General features: G+C 34.5%; 17 protein-coding genes, 1 tRNA gene and 1 riboswitch. Of the genes, 15 read left to right on the top strand and 3 right to left on the bottom strand.

The features are described from left to right. The first annotated feature begins 156 nt into the window (after nucleotides 1-156). Entirely contained in the window at nucleotides 157-675 is a 519-nt protein-coding gene (locus tag IGL48_RS02570) for a hypothetical protein (protein WP_002355635.1), read from the top strand. Nucleotides 676-695: 20 nt separating this feature from the next. On the opposite strand, the gene IGL48_RS02575 is transcribed toward IGL48_RS02570, so the two are convergent. Then, entirely contained in the window at nucleotides 696-1,100 is a 405-nt protein-coding gene (locus IGL48_RS02575) for a DUF1622 domain-containing protein (RefSeq protein WP_002383026.1), read from the bottom strand. Nucleotides 1,101-1,563: 463 nt separating this feature from the next. On the opposite strand from IGL48_RS02575, the gene IGL48_RS02580 reads away from it, so the two are divergent. The 5 genes from IGL48_RS02580 to IGL48_RS02600 all read left to right on the top strand — a co-directional run bounded on the left by IGL48_RS02580 (nucleotide 1,564) and on the right by IGL48_RS02600 (nucleotide 7,787). After that, nucleotides 1,564-4,452: an isopeptide-forming domain-containing fimbrial protein gene (locus IGL48_RS02580; protein WP_113826016.1), complete on the top strand. Its 2,889-nt coding sequence runs from the start codon at nucleotides 1,564-1,566 to the stop codon at nucleotides 4,450-4,452. Nucleotides 4,453-4,476: 24 nt separating this feature from the next. Then, nucleotides 4,477-4,860 carry a bacteriocin gene (locus IGL48_RS02585; RefSeq protein ID WP_002358745.1) on the top strand — a complete coding sequence of 128 codons (384 nt, stop codon included), beginning with the start codon at nucleotides 4,477-4,479 and terminating at the stop codon, nucleotides 4,858-4,860. A 167-nt stretch (nucleotides 4,861-5,027) separates the two neighbouring features. After that, the gene (locus tag IGL48_RS02590; protein WP_048949523.1) at nucleotides 5,028-5,537 is read left to right on the top strand and encodes an SA1002 family membrane protein; all 510 of its coding nucleotides are present in this window, start codon (nucleotides 5,028-5,030) and stop codon (nucleotides 5,535-5,537) included. A 29-nt stretch (nucleotides 5,538-5,566) separates the two neighbouring features. After that, nucleotides 5,567-7,354, top strand: a complete 1,788-nt coding sequence (locus IGL48_RS02595) for a glycerophosphoryl diester phosphodiesterase membrane domain-containing protein (RefSeq protein WP_048949524.1) — start codon at nucleotides 5,567-5,569, stop codon at nucleotides 7,352-7,354. A 25-nt stretch (nucleotides 7,355-7,379) separates the two neighbouring features. Next, nucleotides 7,380-7,787: an NUDIX hydrolase gene (locus tag IGL48_RS02600; RefSeq protein ID WP_048949525.1), complete on the top strand. Its 408-nt coding sequence runs from the start codon at nucleotides 7,380-7,382 to the stop codon at nucleotides 7,785-7,787. A gap of 188 nt (nucleotides 7,788-7,975) precedes the next feature. Here the strand turns inward: IGL48_RS02600 and IGL48_RS02605 are convergent, their stop codons facing one another. Further along, the gene (locus tag IGL48_RS02605; protein WP_010824429.1) at nucleotides 7,976-9,418 is read right to left on the bottom strand and encodes a helix-turn-helix domain-containing protein; all 1,443 of its coding nucleotides are present in this window, start codon (nucleotides 9,416-9,418) and stop codon (nucleotides 7,976-7,978) included. Between the two features lie 162 nt (nucleotides 9,419-9,580). On the opposite strand from IGL48_RS02605, the gene IGL48_RS02610 reads away from it, so the two are divergent. From IGL48_RS02610 to IGL48_RS02635, 6 genes are all read left to right on the top strand, one after another. Continuing rightward, the gene (locus tag IGL48_RS02610) at nucleotides 9,581-11,056 is read left to right on the top strand and encodes a helix-turn-helix domain-containing protein (protein ID WP_010777428.1); all 1,476 of its coding nucleotides are present in this window, start codon (nucleotides 9,581-9,583) and stop codon (nucleotides 11,054-11,056) included. Further along, nucleotides 11,053-11,745 carry a winged helix-turn-helix domain-containing protein gene (locus tag IGL48_RS02615; RefSeq protein ID WP_002383033.1) on the top strand — a complete coding sequence of 231 codons (693 nt, stop codon included), beginning with the start codon at nucleotides 11,053-11,055 and terminating at the stop codon, nucleotides 11,743-11,745. Before IGL48_RS02610 ends, IGL48_RS02615 begins: the two co-directional genes overlap by 4 nt. A 12-nt stretch (nucleotides 11,746-11,757) precedes the next feature. Then, on the top strand, nucleotides 11,758-12,786 hold the full coding sequence (locus IGL48_RS02620; RefSeq protein ID WP_010824430.1) for a DUF916 domain-containing protein: 1,029 nt from the start codon (nucleotides 11,758-11,760) through the stop codon (nucleotides 12,784-12,786). A 47-nt stretch (nucleotides 12,787-12,833) separates the two neighbouring features. Beyond that, a complete protein-coding gene (locus IGL48_RS02625; RefSeq protein ID WP_010777430.1) occupies nucleotides 12,834-13,493 on the top strand; it encodes a WxL domain-containing protein in 660 nt (219 codons plus the stop codon). A 229-nt stretch (nucleotides 13,494-13,722) separates the two neighbouring features. Further along, nucleotides 13,723-15,933: a lectin-like domain-containing protein gene (locus IGL48_RS02630; protein ID WP_282853231.1), complete on the top strand. Its 2,211-nt coding sequence runs from the start codon at nucleotides 13,723-13,725 to the stop codon at nucleotides 15,931-15,933. A gap of 205 nt (nucleotides 15,934-16,138) precedes the next feature. Continuing rightward, the gene (locus IGL48_RS02635; RefSeq protein ID WP_002355647.1) at nucleotides 16,139-16,339 is read left to right on the top strand and encodes a cold-shock protein; all 201 of its coding nucleotides are present in this window, start codon (nucleotides 16,139-16,141) and stop codon (nucleotides 16,337-16,339) included. Nucleotides 16,340-16,995: 656 nt separating this feature from the next. On the opposite strand, the gene IGL48_RS02640 is transcribed toward IGL48_RS02635, so the two are convergent. Next, nucleotides 16,996-17,067 (bottom strand) — tRNA-Arg (locus IGL48_RS02640). A 58-nt stretch (nucleotides 17,068-17,125) separates the two neighbouring features. Here IGL48_RS02640 and rpoN point away from each other — a divergent pair. From rpoN to metK, 3 genes are all read left to right on the top strand, one after another. Continuing rightward, entirely contained in the window at nucleotides 17,126-18,457 is a 1,332-nt protein-coding gene (rpoN, locus tag IGL48_RS02645; RefSeq protein ID WP_002366210.1) for an RNA polymerase factor sigma-54, read from the top strand. Nucleotides 18,458-18,657: 200 nt separating this feature from the next. After that, on the top strand, nucleotides 18,658-20,535 hold the full coding sequence (locus IGL48_RS02650) for an acyltransferase family protein (RefSeq protein ID WP_010824433.1): 1,878 nt from the start codon (nucleotides 18,658-18,660) through the stop codon (nucleotides 20,533-20,535). A gap of 122 nt (nucleotides 20,536-20,657) precedes the next feature. Beyond that, nucleotides 20,658-20,753, top strand: a riboswitch (SMK box riboswitch). Continuing rightward, entirely contained in the window at nucleotides 20,751-21,935 is a 1,185-nt protein-coding gene (gene metK / locus IGL48_RS02655; protein WP_002355656.1) for a methionine adenosyltransferase, read from the top strand. Its footprint overlaps the riboswitch before it by 3 nt. Nucleotides 21,936-21,978: the final 43 nt, after the last annotated feature.

Below are 21,978 nucleotides of genomic sequence, written 5' to 3' on the forward strand. Positions count from 1 at the left end.
CTATCACAAAGCACTTTGAATGCCTATGAAAAGTATACCTCTTTGGTCAATAAAGGTCAACGAAGTCGCTTGAAAAATTTTGTGTCATTTTTTATCCGAAACTTTTGGATTATGTTATACTAAAATGGAAAATTAGAAAAGAGCGAGGGGAAAAATATGTTTGTTTTTATCGCCGGAATGGTCGGTGTAATCGTCGGTGCGCTAATAGTCACAGCAAGTGCCGCCTTACATTCATCTTACAAAGAGCGAAAAGAAGTACGTTATCGTGAACTAGAACATTTGGTTAAAGAAATTGAATCATTGAATTTATTAAATAAAAAAGTCAAAGAAATTTTACAAAAGCGTGAATTATATATAGACAGATCAATTGAATACTTATCGATGGATGATTGTTTCATCAGCATCGATGATTTTATTTATTTGGAATCATTTTCTGCTCAAAATAATTTTTACTTACCGACGTACTTAATTGAAGAATTTTTCAAAAAAATTGCGCATCGTAAAGTCATTTTGACGGCCAGCGAAGTTGCTGAAATGGGTGGTCACACCTATAAAGGCGGCCGTGTTATTTTAGAAAATTTTTCAGACGAAATTTTAGCAATTATTGAAGATAAAAAACGTAAAATGCAGCGTTTGTCTAACGAACCACTTCATTATTTTAAAGCGATTAAATAAAAAAAGAACCAGCGTACCCGCTAATTTTTTGGGGTATCTGGTTCTTTTTCTTGTTGTTCCATATCGGTCATAGTGTCTTCAATTTCTTTATGTAAGAAATAAGAAATAACTGTACGAATGATCACCAAGGTTGCCAATTTCAAAATATCTTGAAAAGTTGGTTTGACAATGGATTCAATAATATCAGCAGCAATTAAAATTTCTAAACTTAACAGAATGTAGCTACCAAGGAAGTTTTTGATGAACGTATTCATTTTGGTTAAGGTAAAGCGGCTTTGATTTTGTCGTTCACTTTTAATGAAATCTTTTCCTGCTAAACAAACACCCCAAACTAAAACAATAATAGAAAAAACATTCAGTCCTAAAATACATAGCTCAAAAAGTGGGGTTAAAAGCGTCATTAACTGATGGGGCCACTCATTCATCGTATTCACTCCTACCAAAAAGCCTTTTCTTTAACTATAACGAAACGGCTGACTAACGTCAAATATTGTTGAAATAAACAGGCTAAACTATTCAGCGTATAGAAAAAAACTAAGAAAATTATGAATAGCATCTAACAATTAAGTAAAAGGATTGTAAAGGTTCTTTTACTTTTTTGTGTAAAAAAAGACTTTTAAAAGGAATCAGGTGTCAAAAAGTAAGTGAAAACCAACTTTGTCAGTGGATAGTCTTTTCATTAATTTTTAAAAGACAAATTTTACGTTTTCAAGAGCCGAATACTGCCAAGTTTTAGCCTTTAAAGGTGATAGAATCAGAAATTGAGTAAGAGATGTGTCACAAAAACAAGGAGACACATCGACTTGATGAAAGATTTAAGGAGCTGTAGTTGAAGTAAAGAGAAGCAAGTGTCCCAAACACTAGCGAAAGAAAATAGGGAGGATTAAAATGTTTAAGAAAGCAACGAAATTATTATCGACAATGGTGATTGTCGCTGGAACAGTTGTGGGAAATTTCAGTCCCACATTGGCTTTAGCTGAAGGAGCGGTTAAAGCAGGAGATACAGAAGGAATGACCAATACGGTGAAAGTGAAAGACGACAGTCTGGCTGATTGTAAACGGATATTGGAAGGACAAGCTACTTTCCCAGTTCAAGCGGGTGAAACGGAACCAGTCGATTTAGTAGTTGTTGAAGATGCCAGTGGTAGTTTTTCAGATAATTTTCCACATGTAAGACAAGCGATTGATGAAGTGGTTCAAGGCTTATCTGATCAAGACCGCGTGATGCTGGCTTCATATCGCGGCGGAAAACAATTTATGTTTCCTGATGGAAAGACAAAAATTAATTCAGCTGATTATGATATGAATGTGCGCGTCAATACGCAATTGACTTATGATAAAAGCCAATTTGTCTCTGGTTTTGGAGACGTTCGGACGTATGGTGGTACGCCAACCGCCCCAGGATTGAAACTCGCTTTAGATACGTACAATCAAACACACGGAGATTTAACGAATCGAAAAACGTATTTCCTATTAGTGACAGATGGGGTCGCTAATACACGTTTAGATGGTTACTTGCATAAAACCAATACCAATGATTCAATCAATGAATATCCAGATCCAAGACATCCTCTTCAAATCTCAGTGGAATATAGTAATGACTACCAAGGTGCAGCAGCAGAAGTTTTAGCGTTAAACCAAGAAATTACTAACCAAGGCTATGAAATGATTAATGCGTATTGGGAAAGTGTTGAATCTTTAAGTTCAGTGAATTCATACTTTGATAAATATAAAACAGAAGTGGGTCCTTTTGTAAAACAAGAGTTGCAACAAGGATCTAGCACACCAGAAGATTTTATTACAAGCCAATCTATTGATGATTTTACAACCCAATTAAAACAAATTGTCAAAGATCGTCTGGCTCAATCGACACCAGCAACAGCTTCATTAACAATTGCTGATCAATTTGACATTCAATCGGCGACCGCTACGGACGATGCTGGAAATGATGTGCCTGTTCAAATTAACGGACAAACCATTTCGGCAACTAGTACAGAAGGTTACGTAGGAAACATCACGATTCACTACGAAGTCAAAGAAAATACAGCGATTGATGCAGCAACCCTTGTAAGTAGTGGGACAATGAATCAAGGAACAATTGCTAAGGAATTTCCAGAAGCGATGATTCCTAAAAATGACAATGCGCATGCGTGTGACGTGACGCCAGAAGATCCAACGATTACAAAAGATATCGAAGGCCAAGAACATTTAGACTTAACTAATCGTGACCAAGAATTTAAATGGAACGTCAAAACAGCCTTTGGCAACGAAACAAGCACGTGGACCCAAGCCAGCATGGTAGATGACATTAATAAAATGTTAGACATCACTGATGTAAAAGTCACTGATGAAAATGGTAAAGATGTTACAGCCAATGGCACAGTAACACAAGAAAATAACAAAGTAACTTTTGAAATGAACAAACAAGCAGACAGCTATGACTATTTGAGTGGTCACACATACACAATGACCATCACCACTAAAATTAAAGCTAGCGCAACGGACGAAGAATTAGCGCCTTATATTGAACAAGGTGGGATTCCCAACCAAGCCGACTTAAACTTTGGCAATGAAGGTGACGTGTTACATTCCAACAAACCAACCGTAACACCGCCACCTGTTGATCCAAATATTACTAAAAACGTAGAAGGACAAGAACATTTAGACTTAACTAATCGTGACCAAGAATTTAAATGGAATGTCAAAACAGCCTTTGGCAACGAAACAAGCACGTGGACCCAAGCTAGCATGGTGGATGACATTAATAAAGTGTTAGACATCACAGACGTGAAAGTCACAGATGAAAATGGCAAAGATGTTACAGCTAACGGCAAAGTAACACAAGAAAATAACAAAGTAACTTTTGAAATGAACAAACAAGCAGACAGCTACTCATACTTAGCTGGACATACGTACACAATGACTATTACCACTAAAATTAAAGACGGCGCAACCGACGAAGAATTAGCGCCTTATATTGAACAAGGCGGGATTCCCAACCAAGCGGACTTAAACTTTGGGAACGAAGGTGACGTGTTGCATTCCAATAAACCAACGGTAACACCACCTGCACCAACACCAGAAGATCCAACGATTACAAAAGATATCGAAAATCAAGAGCACTTAGATTTAACCAACCGTGAAGATAGTTTCGATTGGCATGTCAAAACAGCCTTTGGCAACGAAACAAGCACGTGGACCCAAGCCAGCATGGTGGATGACATTAATAAAGTGTTAGACATCACAGACGTGAAAGTCACCGATGAAAATGGTAAAGATGTTAAAGCTAACGGCACAGTAACACAAGAAAATAACAAAGTAACTTTTGAAATGAATAAAAAAGACGACAGTTATACCTACTTAGCTGGTCACACATACACAATGACTATCACCACTAAAATTAAAGCTAGCGCAACGGCCAAAGAATTAGCGCCTTATATTGAACAAGGCGGGATTCCCAACCAAGCCGACTTAAACTTTGGCAATGAAGGTGACGTGTTACATTCCAACAAACCAACAGTGACACCGCCTGCACCAACACCAGAAGATCCAAAAAAACCTAAACCTAAACAACCGTTAAAACCGAAGAAACCGTTGACGCCTACAAATCATCAAGCACCAACGAACCCAGTCAATTTTGGAAAATCAGCAAGTAAAGGAATTCATTTACCAATGACTAATACAACAGTAAATCCACTTTACATGATTGCAGGTTTAATTGTCCTTATAGTGGCTATTAGCTTTGGCATAACAAAAAATAAAAAAAGAAAAAATTAAACAAACTAAAAAGGAAGAAAAAACATGAATAAAAAAATTTCGTTCAGTCTGTTAATTTTGTTACTTAGTTTGTTGGTAGGTTTTACATTTATTCCGCATAAAAAGGAATTAAGTTTCAATGAGTATCAAGAAAAAAAACACTCTGGCGAAACATTTTATGTTGTTTTAAAAAAGAAAAACTGTTCAGATTGTCAGGATTTCGAGAAACTATTACAAGCACCTAAACAGGTTTACTATGTAGAATTAACCAACAAAGAGACCATGAAGGAATGGTCAACATTTATCCGAGAAAATAAAGTTTTACATGTGCCATCTATGTTTAAAATAGATAACGGCCATCTCAAGAAAATTGATGGAGAAGGAGATGCGAATCAATTATTCGCAAACTATCAAAAAATAACGAAGTAAAAAGAATAAAAAGACAAGACAAGTTTTCTTTATTAGGAAACTTGTCTTTTTTATAGTGATAGTCGTTTATTAAATAACATGTGAAATATTTTACAAATATATTTTGGTTTGATAAAATAAACGCAAACATATGAATTTATTTTCATTTGTTTTGAGAGGAGGAACGAATGATTGAATTGATTTTACTTTTGTCGGTGATTCTTTTAGGTTTATTGATTGGAAATAAAAGAGTTGATAAGTGGCTTTTTCTTAAGGCATTACTTTTGTTTTCTGTTATGCTAAGTGTGAGCATCTTAATTTCGGTAGCTATGTATTTATTATTAACAATAGGCGTTGCAAACGTAATAGGGCAGTGGTTAGAGTCGTTATTTCTTTTAGGGATAGTCGTTATCATCAGTACGAGTCTTTTGTTATATTTTTTATTGAATTTAACGACGAAAAAAATTGTTTTACCCATCACTTTAATGAAAATAATTGAATCTTATATTCAATGGGTATTGATTTATGTTACTATTTATCAAGTGATTTTTGATCAGTTTATTGTTTCTTCAGAAGTAAAAAATACGTTACAAGGGACTATTGATGAGCCAGTCGCAATCATTATTGTTATTTTGCCATCATTTATTTCAATTTGGATTGCCGTTGTTTTATTTAGGATTCGTATGGAAGAACTTTAATCAGATACTTTTAGAATGGAGGAGTTTGTATGTCTGCTTGGCAAACATTTAAAAATGGAACAAGGCAATTTTTTAAAGACATCTTGCAGTACTTATGGTTATTTTTTACTTTAAATGTCTTATTATTATTGGTGGGTGGGGCTTTTAGTTGGGCTACTTCCAACGCACTAAAAACTCAAGGTATTCCTTATCTTTCGTTTAATAACCTGAATTTACTGTTAGAAAAGCCGCTTGCTCTGGTGTTATTAATTCTCTTGTTGTTACTTTTTTTAGGTGCAGTTTTTTATCAGTTTACCTTTTTATTATTAGGGATTTTTCAAATACGGCAAGACCATCGCTTTCATTTTAAAGGAGTTACCAAGGCATCTTTTAAGGTTCTTAAAAAGCAAGGTGCCCGTTCGTGGTTATTCTTTTTCGGTTATTTTGTTGTCATTGTCCCTTTTGGTAACCTGATTTTCCAAAGTAATCTATTGACGAAATTTGTGATTCCAGATTTTATTGTTGAATTTTTGTCCCAACGAATTCCTTACTTGGTTGGGTTACTGGCCTTTGGGTTATTAGTCTGGTATTTAGCTATTCGTTTCATTTACACGCTTCCATTAATGATTCTGGAGAGAAAAAAAGCGGGCGAGGCAGTTAAGGCTAGTTGGTCAATGACAAACAAACGATTATGGTTCATTATTCGTAATATTGCATTTGTGACGATCGCGGTATTTGTTTCAACGTATGTTATTTATGTGTTACTTTATCTTCTACAGTTGAAGTTAGATACCTTGAGCGATACCATTAGCTTGCTAGGTGGGATTTTAAATTTAACCGTTGTCCAATTTTTACAGTTTGTCTCTAATGCTTGGCTTTCAGTATTACTGATTAATTTCTTATATACACAATTAAATGTTCAAGCAGAAACGACGACAAAAATTTCCTTTGACAAAGAAACCAAACGTAATAAATTAGTGACTATCGGGATGGGCCTAGGACTATTCACCATTTTTGGCGGCTATATAATTTTCAACGCTGTTTACTTAACAGGGCTATTAGAATCAAAACCTTTGATTATTTCGCATCGAGGGGTCACCAATAGTAATGGGGTACAAAATACTATTCCTGCTATGGAAAGAACCATTAAATTTAAACCAGATTATATTGAAATTGATGTTCAAGAAACCAAAGACCATCAATTTGTTGTGATGCATGATGCCAACCTTCAAGAACTCGCCGGCGTTGATGGCACGCCGCAAGAATTTACGTTGGCTGAATTAACAAAAATGACCGTTAAAGAAAATGGCCAAGAAGCACCAATTGCCAGTTTTGATGATTATTTAGCGAAAGCAAACCAAGCCAAACAAAAATTACTAGTAGAAATTAAAACGTCTAAACAAGATAGTCAAGGTGCGCTTTCTAACTTTATTGAAAAATATGAACGTCCTCTGATAAAGAATAACCATCAGGTTCAATCTCTCGACTACAATGTGATCAAAGCGTTTAAAAAAGCCAAATCAAAAGTAAAAGTTAGTTTTATTTTGCCCTATAATTTCACTTTTCCAGAAACACAAGCTGATTTGTATACAATGGAAGCTACTACGTTGAATGATACCTTCATTTTAAAAGCTGACCAACAGAAAAAAGCAGTTTATGCTTGGACAGTTAATGACTCAGAGGTACTAAGTAAAATGCTCTTTATGGACGTTGCTGGAGTGATTACCGATGATTTGGAGCTGGTCAATGAAGAAGTCAATGACTTTGAAAAAAATCCATCGTATGCGGATCGTATTTTGCATTATATTTTTATGCTGCCAAGTGTGGCTTCTCAATAAAAAATGAAGAAGAGGGTTAAACGAAATGAAAAAAGAATTTTCGCGAGTACTTCTTAAAAATCAATCAGATGAAATTCTTATTTTAAAAGATCGGCCAGACACATGGAATTTCCCTGGCGGAAAACAAGAACTTGGTGAATCAGCGCTGGAATGTGCGATTCGTGAAATGAAAGAAGAATTAGCAGTGGAAATTACTGAACTTGAAGAAATTTTTACTGGACCACTCGTTTTTGATTCAATCGTTTGGCAAGGACATTTTTATTTTGCCAAACAAGCCCAAGGAAAAGTTACCCTGAACGAACCAAATAAAATTAAAGGCGTACAATTTATTAAGCGGTTTGAGGAAGTAAATTTTTCACCAGAATTAGCTCCGTTATTTGATTATTTAGCGCATAGTGATTATTTAAAGTTAAATAAAACTAACTGGAAATAGAGAGAATAGGAGTGTTTTTTGCTAGGGCTTTGTCAGAAAATTTGAAGAAGACATAGTTATTTGTTTTATCTTTTTACAAATAAAATTTTTCAGATATATTAGCATCAGAAAGTACAGAATCTAAAAAAGTTGCCATTGTTCCATAAACGTTGGAATGATGGCAACTTTTTATTAATAATTTGTTTGAATTAAGTAGTGGTGGTTAACCATTTAGAGTAGTAACTGGCAATTTCTTCTAATTGAGCATTTGTGGGAAATAAAGAGCAACAGATGATGTTTCGTTCTACCACATCTGGAATTGGAATATTCGTTAATAGTAAATCATAGGACGCTACAACTTCTTTTAAATCAACAGAAGAATCTAAAGTGAATAAGTTGTCAATTGCTAAGATATCCCTAAAACGCTCAGTAAAAAATTTTTTCATAAATAAATTATGTTCAATATCTGTAAAAAAATAGATACCCGTTTTCATTTTCGGAGGCAGTTTATTTAAAGAGGCTTGTAATTCATCCCAACGAATAATTAAGTGATAGATAAATTCATAAAATCTATCAATAGATTTATCATTAAGTATTTTTTTTAGAAAAGGAACACATTTGTCGTAAAAATAAGGATAATGATGAGTTAAATTTTCTAAGAAAAATTTATATTTTGGGAAAAGAATAAAAGCCTCTCCATAATCGGAAACAGAAAGATTATACAAATAAAGAACTATTGCATGGTAATTAGGATTACTGATTGCTAATGCTGTGGCTAGATAATCCAGTAGTTGCTCGATCTGTCTCTTTCTTGTAAGTACTTGTTGATTTTCTTTAGATAAGAAAACTAACTCTTTATAAGATTTCAGATAATGACCATTAAAGAAAATAGATTCTAAGCTATGAAAGAAAGAGGTATCCGTTTTGATAGAAAAGTAGCGGTCGAATAAATGAGAGTAATCAGCAAGATTGGAATAAAGTTGTCTATTTTCAGAAAAGAATGCTAAACTACCTACTTGTTTAAATCTAAGCACGATTGAATAGACATAAAAACTAAATTTATCGATATCAATGTTTCCAGCAAATTTGAGAATAGGTAAAGACTCCTCAAATAGTTGATTAAAAAAAATATTCTGTTCTTTTGAAAGAAGTTGAGTAGATGTCACATAGGATTCTTTCAAGAATGCTATAAAAAAATTTATTATTTTCGTTTCATCGCCACTGAAAGTAAGTGGTGACGTTTGAATTTTAAAGCTAAACTTTTCTAAAAGTATCTGATTGATACGAGTAATCATTCGCTTAACTGTTGAATTGCTGACGTATAGTGCTTCTGCTAACGCCTCAGTCGAAGGATAGGTGTTGAAAATTAGTTGCTGTAGGAGCCTAAATTCAGGGGCTACTTGTAGAAAACAACTATATACATATTCTATGTTTGTATTGTTTGGAAAATGTAAAAAATATTCTAGGTTTGCAGTTTTAATAATTTCACAGGGAGAAATAATGCTGTTCAAATCAGCTAAATCATTAAGCAAGGTTGTATGATTATATTGGAAGTGCTCTTGGATGGTTGTTAATTTTTGATAAGGATTGTCGTACAAAAAATCAATTACTGTTAATTTTCTTTGGAAAGAATCAGATAATAAAGCTCTCATAAATATTATCCTCCATGTTTTCCGCTCAAAATTTATAATTTTTCTTCTATTTTTTGAGCCAAAATTTTTATGCGAATAGAATATACTGTATAAAGTAAAACTATTTGTGGAAAAGATAGTAATTTAATTAAAAAATTTTTTTATATGAATTGGAGTTTTAAGATGAGTAAAAATTTTATTACATATGAAAAATTTGAACAATTTTTAGAAAAACAGGATAAAAATGTTTATGATATTTTAAAATTCATTGCGAGCAGTGAAAAAGTATCGCTTACATATGAAGAATTATATGAAATAACAAATTTATCGGTTCAGACACTGTATGAGTTACTTCGTAAATTTATAGAAATACTTCCAGTGATAGATAAGAATCAATCCTTAAGTGTTCACATAGAAAGTTATAATTGTTATTCATTTCATAAAAAGCCAAGTTTTACTTTGGATTATTATTTTGCCGTTTTTCTCAGAAGAAGTCAATATTATCGTATCCTTATAGATTTATTGTATGGGAAGCAACGGACGATTGAACAGTACACTGAAAAATTATTTATTAGTGAGTCTTCAGTCAAGCGAACGATGAAGCAGTTAAGAGAAATTTTGGATGGATTTTATCTGAAAATCATTAAAAAAAATAAAAAGTATCTCTTAGTAGGCGATGAAGAAAAGATTCGCTATTTTTATTTCATTTTATTTAAAATTAGTAGCAATGCACCGGATGATCTATATTCTGAAGAATCAATAAAACGAATACAAACAGATTTTCAAAAAATCTATCCTAATATTACCCAGAATACGTTAGAAAACTTTTTATATTTTTTACATGTTACTAAAATCCGAATGGCGCATGACTTTCGTTTGCAAGCAAAAGAAAATCACTTTGAAGTAATTAATCGATTATTTACGCTGAAAGATTTTGAAACCCAGTTAGGGAAATATATTTTTTTTAATGATGCGATGAATAATCAAGTTGAATTAGAATGTTTATACTTTTTTATCAGTACTGATGAGTTATTAACAATTGAAACAATTTTAAGTGTTTCCGCTTATCTTTCTCCAGCTATCTTATCGGAAGAAGCTTTTTTGATTGGGAATACAATTCTTTATCAGCTTTCTCAATATTTTGACATAAAGTTTAGTCCAGAAGAATATTTCTATCTCGGTGCAAATTTTTATTTAAAAATAAAAAAGAGTGAAATTTTTTATTACTATCACTTTGAAAAAAAGTATTTAGATAAACCTATTGAGAAATACATCAATAAGTTATTTTCCGATTTCTCAAAATACTTTGAACGAAATACTGGAGAAAAGCTGCCTTTACCAGTTGACTATCTTCAATTAATTCTCTTAGAAATACTTTTAGAAAAAGATAAAAAAATTAGCGTGTTAGTTTACAGTGCGCTTGGAGATAGGGACAAAGTTAGGATTGAGAAGAAACTACAAAAGTTTATTACAATTCCTATACGTTTTGTTAATCGTTTAGAAGAAAACCCACAATTGATTATCTCTAATCGTTATCTGAAAAGTAATCAGAAGATTCCGATTTTTTATATTAGAAATTACTTTATGAACACTGAATTAAACAATATCTCAAAGTTTGTAGAAGAATTGTATTTTTTAGAGAAAGGATATAACCAATGAAAGTGAATATAATTTGTATCGGTAATAATTTGAATAGTATTTATAAAGATGAAATAGAAGAATATTTTGCGGAAAGTAACCATTATTCAGAGAAGGAATTAAAAAATATCAAGCCAAATAAAGAGGAGATTTATCTTATCTATCACTCGAATGAAGTAGAGAATGATTTGAAATATGAAGTGATTATAGCATTGTGTAAGAATTTTAAAGTACCTATCTTTGTTTTGTCGGATTGTCTGTCCTGTTCCGAGCAAATCATCTATTTGAATTTAGGGGTCATGGGTTTTCTGACAACAAAATTTACACCAGCAAATATCAAAACAATTTTAGCGAATAATTATTCTTTTTTCCAAGAATTGAATCAACAAACTGAGGCGATAGAGGCTCCCTTAAATTTTCAAATAAATTCACAAGAAAGAAGTCTGCGCATAGGTGATTCAAAACAAGTTCAATTAACAAGGTTAGAATTTAAATTTTTTAATTCTTTGTATCATAAAAAAGGCCATGTTGTGAATTATGAAGAAATCGCAAAAAATATATGGGAAAAAGAAACGTTTGAGAAAAAAGATACAGTTCGTTTGTCAATTATTGCTAAGCACGTCAGAGAAAAACTACGAGAAATTGCTGGGAATTCAGACTATATTTATACGGTGCGCTCGATTGGTTATAAGTTTAAAGAAAGCTGTTAAGGAGGAGTTCTTATGGTAAAAAAAATTAGTTTATTCATGATGATTTTTATGGCAATTGCTGGTTATGGTCTTTCGGTCTGTGCTGAAGAAGATCAAGCAATTCCATATAGTGCCACAGCAATCATTCCTGAGAACCAACTAAATAAAAATGTCAGTTATTTTGATTTACTTGTTTCAAAAGGAGAAAAACAAATAGTAACTATTCAAATAAACAACAGTAGCAACAAAAAAATAAAAATAAAAATCACACCCAATACAGCTAAAACAACTAGGAATGGAACGATTGACTATTCTGGTATGGATTTAAAGAATACGGATAATCTAAAGTATCAGTTTGATAAACTCGTATCAAAAGAGCAAGTGGTCTCGATTGAACCTCATACAAAGAAAAACGTTGATTTTGTATTATCTATACCAAGGGAGGAGTTTCCAGGGATTATTTTAGGTGGATTTTATATTCGAGAAGAAAAAGATGAACAACAGGTAGAGTCTTTAAATAAGACTGTTCAAATTACTAACGAGTTTTCTATGGTTATTGGCTGTCAATTAAGAATGAATGAGGAAAAAGTGCCCAAAGATTTTCAATTAAACAAAGTTAAACTGGGTACGTATGGTGGCTATTTTTCAATTATTTCTTCTATTTCTAATGTTTCTCCGTCGTTAGTTTCATTCTATTCTGTTGAAAAAACGATTCAAGATATGAATAGAAAAGAAATAGCAAAGTTTAAAAAAGAAGGGATTTACATCGCACCTAATAGTATTTATGAAGCGCCAGACAAAATTGAGGAAAACAAGCTTAAACCAGGTAAATATAAGATGCTACTGACGATAGAATCGAGAGATAAAAAAAACAAATGGCGTTTATCTGAGGATTTTGAAATTACATCTAAAGAGAAAAAAGGTGTCCAAAATGAAGCAATACCGAGTACCAAAATCAGTAATCGAAAAATTATTTATTTAGTCACCTGTATCTGGTTTGGGCTAGTTATTTTATTACTTATGATATTACTTTTAAGAAAGAGAAGAAATAGGGATAGATAAGAACGAGTTGTTCTTATTTATATATATATTATTTAGGAGGAAGAAAGATGAAGAAAACGATTTTATTTTCAATGTTAGTGGGATCAACATTATTTTTAGGTAAGGAGGCTTTGGCAGTTACACCTGCAATTTCAGAAGGAACTGCGACATTACAAGCACTTACGGAAGAGGAGGCTGGCCCAGTTACGCCGCAAATTACAGATCCAGAAAACCCCAACGGAACGGGTCAAACTGGCCTTCTAACATTGGACGCTGTTCCTAGTTTTGATTTTAAGGGGGAAGGATTATCCGGTCAATTTATGGACACATTAACACCAACCCAAATTGAAAATGGGTATGAAAAAAATGCTCAAATTACAGATCGAAGAGGAACTGGAGCAGGTTGGAATTTAAGTTTAAATATCTCAAGCTTTAAAAGCGCGGATGTCGCACTCAAGGGAGTTAATATCACAATTCCCGTTAGTCTTGAAGCGGGAACAGATAATACCTCTGCAGCCCCGTCAATTGTTAAATCAATTTCTGGTATCGTAGATCCGGTTTCAGGATTTGATGCGGGAACGGTTGTGTCAGCCAATGTCGGTGAAGGATACGGGACTTGGATTTCTAAATTTTCTGGTGCATCTTTGAATATTGCAGACGGGAATTCAGCTGGTAGTTACAAAAGCACTTTTACTTGGACAATCGCGCAAGTTCCAATTGGTGAATAGCAAACAGACGCATCCAACTTACTATAGTAGATTTACTTGGACGTTGTCACTCATTCCACAATAGGAAAGTGAAGAAACCATTAGGAGGGATTATTAATTGAAGTGTAATTTAATAAAAGGATTTAGTTTGTTGTGTTTACTCGCTTATTTTTTAATATTTTCAAGTAGTGTTCAAGCAGATGAGACAATACCAAACAGAGTCTCACTAGATGGAATTTTTACAACAAACTTGGGAGTATCTAATAATTCCTCCGAAGTGGTTGATGATGTCGGCGTTATTACGAATGGTCTGCCAAATCAAGTAGGAGCACTCTGGAGTACAGAATATAATTTATTGGATTTTAAAAAAGATTTTAATATGGTTGCTTATGTTAAACAGACTGGGGTTGCTGGTGCTGCCGGTGATGGTATGGTTTTTCTTTTACAAGGGGCCACGCCAGAATTAAAATGGTTTACCTATTCGGGGGCTTCAATGGGAGCGCTTGGGGAAAATAAGTATAAAGGCACCTTAGGTATTCCTAATTCTATTGGGATAGAGTTTGATTTATATGGCAATCGAAGTTCACAGGACGGTTTTTTTGATAATGGTATTTCTGGCGTATATAAAAATAGTCATATTGCAGTCATTTATCCAGGAATGGAAGCAGGTTATCAAGATAATTATGTGCTTTTAGGCACGTCAACAAGATATGTAAAGCATGATAATTTGATTACAGATGTTGACTTAGCTAACGGAAATTGGAATAGGTTAGATTTACATTGGCAAACAAACGAGTCGGATTTTACGAAGGGCGTTTTGGCGTATCAAATTAATGGGGGTACGCCAATCATCATAAACTCTGAAATATTGAACGCGCAAGTTTTTTTAAATGGCAGTGTATCAACGGCTTATTGGGGATTTACTGGATCAACAGGACCTACATATAAAGCTGTTCAAAATGTTGTTTTTCAAAGAGTACCAGGTTTGGTGGACGCAAAAGTAAAGATGAACGTAGTAAACAAAGACGGTCAAGAATTTCCAAACGGTGCAGTGCTAGAAGGCAATACAACCTATACAGTAAATGTTACAGCAGACTGGTTGGACGGCAAGCAGAACTGGCAAAATATTTTACTAGAAACAACTTTACCTGAAGGAATAGAAGTAGTTCCTGATACGACGACCATTGATGGAAATAACATATCAGATACTTTAATTTGGTCAGCGAATACGTTAAAGACGAGCGACAATCAAATTCCGCCATTAGGTAATAAACAAGAGAACACACAAACTTCTTCTACCATAAGTTTTAAAGTGAAAACTAAAAATGATAATTTTACCAATCAGAATATTACAAATCGTTTTTCTGGAAGAAATGCGATTTATAATTTAGAACCTTATACGTTTACTATCAAGCCTGTAACGCTAAGTGCTACAATTACATCACCTAAAGATCAAGCGGTTATTGTAGATAATAATTTAACTGAATTATCGATTGAAATCAGTTGGATAGCGAAAGGTACCGCTTCTATTACGCAAGCGATTGGTTATGCGCAAGGCGGAGAACTTCAGCTTGTTACATTAAACCAAGAAACGATCACGAATGAAGAAGGTAATTTTTCTTATGATATGATCGAAGCATTCAAAAAATTGTCATATGGTGAATTTTCGGTTGAGTATTTATTGAAAAATGAAAATAATTTATCCACTTCTTCTAAAATCACATTGTTTAAACAGAATGCTCCATCAGTTTCGTTAAAAGAAACTGAGCAAAGTAATACTTTTTACAAGGGCAGTCCAATAAAAATACCTGTTTTAGTAGAAGATAAAGATAGTTCTTACTTAGATATTATAATGGAGGTAGAAGGGCAAAGTGAACCATATCGACAAACAATTGAACATATTCCTGGTGAGACACAAGAAGTAGAATTGAACTATGATACCTCACTTTTAACACCAGGAATCTATACGTTGAAGATATATTGCATGGATTCAGAAAAAAACAAATCTGAAATTCTCTCTTTAGATGATATATATCTAGAAGGATTTTTAGCATTTGAAAAAGTGCCACAAGCATTTAGTAGCGATGCATTGAAAATTGGTGGAAATCCTGAAAAAGTTACTAATATAGGGGAAATAGCGATAACTGATAGTCGTGTAAAACGTGACAATTGGCTATTGGAAGCCCATTTAGTAGATTCAAATTTCGTCAATACAGCAAGCGGAACGTCAAAAGCGTTAACTGCATCTAATAATTTTTTCTATTATCAGTTAGATGGACAAATTACATCCATTAGTACGGAACCAGTGACTATTTTACGGAGTAATCCTACTGATACAGCAACTAGAATCACAGTCAATCAAGAACAAGCGAATGGTTTTTATTTTAACCCCAATAATGCAATGGGAATCGGAACGTATCAAGGGAAAATTCAGTGGAATCTAATCTCAGCCCCAACATAAGTTGAAAATAAGTAATTTTTCTTGTTTAGAAAGTCCAAGGAAGAGTCGTGGGCATTGTTTATTCCTAATAAATGTGTTATAGTAATTAAGTAATCAATTTTGATAAGTAATTTGAGTTATATATTTAAAAACTATACTTCTCCTTTTGCCACTCAACATTTTTTGCAATAACTTGCATATTTTTATGCACTAGGAGGAAATATATATGAACAACGGTACAGTAAAATGGTTTAACGCAGACAAAGGTTTTGGATTTATTACAGGTGAAGATGGCAATGATGTATTTGCACATTTTTCAGCTATTCAATCAGATGGATTTAAAACTTTAGATGAAGGCCAAGCAGTAACTTTTGATACTGAAGAAGGTCCACGCGGCTTACAAGCAACGAACATCGTAAAAGCTTAATAATGAGTGAAAACGGACCATGTGTTGGTCCGTTTTTTTGATAGCTGTTGTCTGATCTCGCCATTAATTACATAGCAAAACAAAGCAGATGCCATTTAAAGGAGGAGAATCTGAAGATGACCTTAACTGAGCTGTTACTTGTAAGTGGATTATTTTGGCTAGTAATCATAATTGGTGTGATTGCGGGTAGTATATTTCTAATTAAGTATTTTAGAGGTCGGAGCTGAACGGTTCTGTTCCCGCCAATTATCAGGTTTTAAGCCTGGGACAAAAATCCAAAGTGATTTTTGCCCTAGGTTCTTTATTTAATTAGGGTATCAAGTTTTAGGTAAAATAATTAACAAATTAAAAGCAATTTACTATATAATCAGAAAGGGATCTTTAAGAGAGAAGCAGGTGTTTGCTTGTCGTAATACTTTGTTTAGCAGATAGAAAAAGGAAACGTTATGCGTTACAATAGGAACGGAGGAATTTTAGCCTTATTGGATTTTTAGCTGAAGCAGAACAAATGTTGTCGCGCTAAGTGCGATTGAGCTTGCCACAAGCAACATTTAAAAAAACTACGGATAGAAAAATCATTCCTAAACAAGAAAAAAACACTCTATAGATGAATAAAGAGTGTCTAGAAACGTTGATAAATCAACATATTTAAATAACGCGCCCTGAGGGAATCGAACCCCCGTCTCAAGAACCGGAATCTTACGTGATATCCACTACACTAAGGGCGCGGCACGAATACTAGTTTAGCTGATATTGACAAAAATTACAAGAGGGAGGACGAAAATAATGAAATTTGAGCAACGAATGTCCCAACAACAAAAACAAGTCCAGAAGTTGGCCATGACTCAACAGCTTCAACAATCTATTCAAATTTTACAATTTAATACGGAAGAACTCGCTGCCTTTGTTGAAGCGAAAGCACTAGAGAATCCATTAATTGATTTACAAGTAGACACGCAGTACACCACAGATTTTCCGATAACTAGTCGTTCTTATACCAACCAAGACGAAGAAAATAATTATATGAATCAAATTCCAGACTATCATTTATCATTATTTGAGTCTTTAATTGATCAAATTCATTTGAATTACCGCGATACATACTTGCGAACATTGGTTTTGTTTTTAGTAGAATATATAGACGTGAATGGTTATTTAACGATTTCGTTAGAAGAAGCGGCAGAGAAAACCGAAGCAAGCGCCATTCAAATGCTAGATGCATTAACTTTGTTACAACAGCTAGATCCAGCAGGTGTGGGGGCACGCAATTTACAAGAATGTTTGATGCTACAAACAGAACGAGACGATACCGCGCCTAATTTAGCGTATATTTTATTGGAGGAAGAGTTTGATGCCTTAGTGAGTCGTAAATGGGGCCCGTTAGCTAAAAAATTCGGGATTGAATTAGCAGAAATTCAATTGATCTTTGATTATATACAAACGTTATCGCCAGCGCCAGGGAATATTTTTGATGCGACCGAGGAATTGTATATTCGACCAGATTTAACTGTCCGAATCAAGGAAGATCGAATAGTGGTGATTTCCAACAAAGCCGGTCGACCGACATTAAATTTTCAAGAAAATTATTTCAAACGAATGCAAGAGACTGACGACAAAGAAGTCCAAGAATATATTAAGGATAAGAAAAACGAATTTGAATGGTTAGAGCGCGCAGTGAATCAGCGGGGGGATACAATTTTACGTGTAGGGCAAGAAATTGTGCGCCGCCAAGAAGCCTTCTTTTTAGAAGCAGATCGGCCATTAAAACCAATGACTTTAAAAGAAATTGCGGATGCTTTGTCTATTCATGAATCGACAGTTAGTCGTGCGGTCAATGGAAAATATCTAGAAACCACGTTTGGCGTCTTTGAATTGCGCTCATTCTTCTCCACAAGTATTCTTTCATCAGAAGAAGATGGCGAGGATGTCTCAACAACGATGGTTAAAAAGCAACTACAAAAATTAATTGATGAAGAAGTAAAAAGTAAACCGTTATCTGATCAAAAATTAGTCGAGCGATTAAAAGATTCAGGCATGGAAATATCCCGGCGAACGGTGGCAAAGTATCGTGAAGCCTTAGGGATTCCATCTTCATCTAAACGAAAACGATATGAGTAAACAACCAAAGCTTATGAGTGATTTTCATAAGCTTTGGTTGTTTTTTTACAATTTAAAAAATGTTGGTTTTTTGAATTGTAAAAAAAGCCTAAAGGAGACAAAGTTTGCTTGCCATTTCCTAGGAAAAAACGTATATTAAAGTTACTTGCTTCTTTAAATAAAGGAAAAGAATAATTTTATAGAAAAGTTGGAAAGCACAAATGAATCAGACAGCAAATAGCAAGAAAAAACGCTATATTACAGGTTTTGATGGCATTCGGACGATCGCTGTAATTGGCGTGATTTTGTATCACCTTTTTCCCCAAGTCATGCGAGGTGGCTACTTAGGTGTTCCGGTTTTCTTTGTTGTTTCAGGTTATCTTATTAACGACTTGTTGCGGCAAGAATGGGCAGAAAATCAGACCATTGATTTAAAAGGATTTTATGTGCGAAGGATGAAACGGCTGTATCCAGCATTAATTGTGATGCTTTTAAGTGCAGTTAGTTATATTACACTCTTTCAGCAGGATTTATTAAACAATATTCGCAGCGTTGTCGCTAGTAGTGTTTTTTATTACAACAACTGGTGGCAAATTTTTAAAGGGTTTTCTTATTTTGATGGATTTGCGACACAATCGCCATTTGTACATATTTGGTCATTGGCAGTTGAAGCGCAAAATTATTTAATTTGGCCATTACTTTTTATTCTTCTGGAACGCTTTGTTCGTAAGCGCGGTCGAATTTTCAGTTTAGTTTTAATCGGCGCCTTAATTTCGGTGACGCTGATGGCCGTTTTATATGTTCCTGGCGCAGATCCTACACGTGTCTATTATGGAACAGACACACGTGTTTTTTCTATTTTACTAGGTAGTGCATTGGCGTATGTTTGGCCAAGCACACGTTTGAAAGAAGAAATTCCAGAAGCCTCTAAAAAAATCTTAAATGGCGCTGGTTTAAGTGCCTTAATTCTTTTAGTATTAGCCTTTTTAACATTATCAGATCATACAAATTTTGTTTATTATGGCGGCATGTTTTTAATTAGTTTGGCAGCCACTGTCTTAGTGGCCGTCACTGCACATCCAGGGGCAGATATGAATCGTTGGTTAACGAATCCAATCTTTACGTGGATAGGTAAACGGAGTTATGGCATTTACTTGTATCAATTCCCAATCATGATTTTTTATGAGGCCAAAATTAAGACCTTATCGGACCATGTTTTTCTACATTCATTGGTTGAAATAGCATTAATTTTAGTAGTGAGCGAATTGTCTTATCGTTTTATCGAACATCCACTGACACGATTGTCTTATAAGGATGTCTGGACTCAATTCACTGAGTTCTTACGGAAACCGTGGGACCTTCGTGAAAAAGGGACAATGGCCTTTATGACAGTGATTAGCGTGATTGCAGTATTCGGTTTAATTGTGGCCCCAGCAAACGCTAAAAGTGCGCAACAAGAGCAACTAGAAAAAAATATTGCGAAAAATCAGCAAAAAATTGAAGAACGTAAAAAAGAAGTCCAAGAAAGTGGCACGAAAAATAGTAGCACGTCCACAGAAAGTAGTACAAAACCGAGTGAAAGCCAAGACGTTCTACCCACACAACTTACACCAGAGCAAGTAAAAAAAGCGCAGAATTTAGAAATCACAACTATTGGTGATTCTGTTATTCTAGATGGTGCTAGCGGGTTACAAGATATTTTCCCTAAAATGATTATCGATGGGGAAGTGGGCCGTCAATTGTATAGTAGCATTTCACTAATTGGTGAACTAGACAAAAAGAAAATGCTCAAAGATACTGTTTTAGTGAGTTTAGGTACGAATGGTCCTTTTACAGAGGCACAATTTGATGAATTTATGAAAGCGTTAGGTAATCGAAAAGTTTATTGGATTAATGTTCGCGTTCCAACTAGAAGATGGCAAAATCAAGTGAATAGTTTACTTAGTCAAATGGACAAAAAATACGATAACTTAACGGTCATTGACTGGTTTAATTATAGTAACGCCCATGATGATTGGTTTTATGATGACCGAGTTCATCCAAATGTGGCAGGTGGCGAGCAATATACACACTTTATCGCGGAGAAAATTTTACAGTAGCAAGAAACTTCCAGCTCAGATGAAAGGGGCTGGAAGTTTTTTGTTATAGGAAAAGCAAATATAGGTAATTTAATGATTTTCTTGAAAACCTAAGCTTTTTTTTTAGATATCTGGTATACTGTTTTTGTTACAAGTTCCCGAAAGGATTTAGCAAGTAATTGTCGTTACTTACTAAAGATGCCTTGTAACCGAAACTATTTAGGGGGAATAACATTATGACAGAAAGACATTTATTTACATCAGAATCCGTTTCAGAAGGACATCCAGATAAGGTAGCTGACCAAGTCAGTGATGCAATTTTAGATGCGATTTTGGAGAAAGATCCGATGGCCCGCGTGGCATGTGAAACATCCGTAACAACTGGTTTAGTCCTAGTATTTGGAGAAATTTCTACAACAGCTTATGTAGATATCCAAAAAATTGTTCGTCAAACTGTGAAAGATATTGGTTATACACGAGCAAAATATGGATTTGATGGAGAGACTGTCGCAGTTCTTGTAGCAATCGATGAGCAATCACCTGATATCGCTCAAGGGGTTGACGCAGCCTTAGAAGTGCGTGATCAAGATGAAAAAGACGATATTGGCGCTGGTGACCAAGGCTTAATGTTTGGTTTTGCTGTTGACGAAACACCAGAATTAATGCCATTACCGATCGCGTTAAGTCATCGTTTGGTTCGCCGTTTAGCAGAATTGCGGAAGGAAAAAGTCTTACCTTACTTACGTCCTGATGCAAAATCTCAAGTAACAGTGGAATATGATGATCAAGGTCAACCACAACGTGTGGATACGATTGTCATCAGTACACAACATGATGATGAAACAACCTTAGAACAAATCGAAAAAGATATTAAAGAACAAGTAATCAATGAGGTGATTCCTCATGAACTTTTAGATGATGAAACAAAATACTTTATCAACCCAACTGGTCGCTTTGTAATCGGTGGCCCTCAAGGAGATGCCGGCTTAACTGGTCGTAAAATTATCGTTGATACTTATGGCGGTTATGCTCGTCATGGCGGCGGTGCTTTTTCTGGAAAAGATGCAACCAAAGTTGACCGCTCTGCTAGTTATGCTGCGCGTTATATCGCGAAAAACATTGTTGCTGCTGGTTTGGCGAAAAAAGTAGAAGTCCAATTAGCTTATGCAATTGGTGTGGCGCAACCAGTGTCTATTTCTATTAATACGTTTGGTACGAGTGATCTTCCAGAAAGTAAATTAATCGAAGCAGTTCGTAAAAACTTTGATTTACGTCCAGCAGGTATTATTGAAATGCTAGATTTACGTCGCCCAATTTATAAACAAACTGCGGCTTATGGTCATTTTGGTCGAACAGATATTGATTTACCGTGGGAACAAACAGATAAAGTTGAAGCGTTAAAAGCTAGTTTAGCTGAATAATTAAATAAAAAAACAAGAAGTCAGCCAATACTTGGCTGACTTC

The organism is Enterococcus sp. DIV1090 (assembly GCF_050537975.1).
GTDB lineage: Bacteria > Bacillota > Bacilli > Lactobacillales > Enterococcaceae > Enterococcus > Enterococcus faecalis.

Coding starts and splice junctions, on each gene's coding strand:
- IGL48_RS02570 (WP_002355635.1), top strand. CDS start 157: ATGTTTGTTTTTATCGCCGGAATGGTCGGTGTAATCGTCGGTGCGCTA.
- IGL48_RS02575 (WP_002383026.1), bottom strand. CDS start 1,100: ATGAATGAGTGGCCCCATCAGTTAATGACGCTTTTAACCCCACTTTTT.
- IGL48_RS02580 (WP_113826016.1), top strand. CDS start 1,564: ATGTTTAAGAAAGCAACGAAATTATTATCGACAATGGTGATTGTCGCT.
- IGL48_RS02585 (WP_002358745.1), top strand. CDS start 4,477: ATGAATAAAAAAATTTCGTTCAGTCTGTTAATTTTGTTACTTAGTTTG.
- IGL48_RS02590 (WP_048949523.1), top strand. CDS start 5,028: ATGATTGAATTGATTTTACTTTTGTCGGTGATTCTTTTAGGTTTATTG.
- IGL48_RS02595 (WP_048949524.1), top strand. CDS start 5,567: ATGTCTGCTTGGCAAACATTTAAAAATGGAACAAGGCAATTTTTTAAA.
- IGL48_RS02600 (WP_048949525.1), top strand. CDS start 7,380: ATGAAAAAAGAATTTTCGCGAGTACTTCTTAAAAATCAATCAGATGAA.
- IGL48_RS02605 (WP_010824429.1), bottom strand. CDS start 9,418: ATGAGAGCTTTATTATCTGATTCTTTCCAAAGAAAATTAACAGTAATT.
- IGL48_RS02610 (WP_010777428.1), top strand. CDS start 9,581: ATGAGTAAAAATTTTATTACATATGAAAAATTTGAACAATTTTTAGAA.
- IGL48_RS02615 (WP_002383033.1), top strand. CDS start 11,053: ATGAAAGTGAATATAATTTGTATCGGTAATAATTTGAATAGTATTTAT.
- IGL48_RS02620 (WP_010824430.1), top strand. CDS start 11,758: ATGGTAAAAAAAATTAGTTTATTCATGATGATTTTTATGGCAATTGCT.
- IGL48_RS02625 (WP_010777430.1), top strand. CDS start 12,834: ATGAAGAAAACGATTTTATTTTCAATGTTAGTGGGATCAACATTATTT.
- IGL48_RS02635 (WP_002355647.1), top strand. CDS start 16,139: ATGAACAACGGTACAGTAAAATGGTTTAACGCAGACAAAGGTTTTGGA.
- rpoN (WP_002366210.1), top strand. CDS start 17,126: ATGAAATTTGAGCAACGAATGTCCCAACAACAAAAACAAGTCCAGAAG.
- IGL48_RS02650 (WP_010824433.1), top strand. CDS start 18,658: ATGAATCAGACAGCAAATAGCAAGAAAAAACGCTATATTACAGGTTTT.
- metK (WP_002355656.1), top strand. CDS start 20,751: ATGACAGAAAGACATTTATTTACATCAGAATCCGTTTCAGAAGGACAT.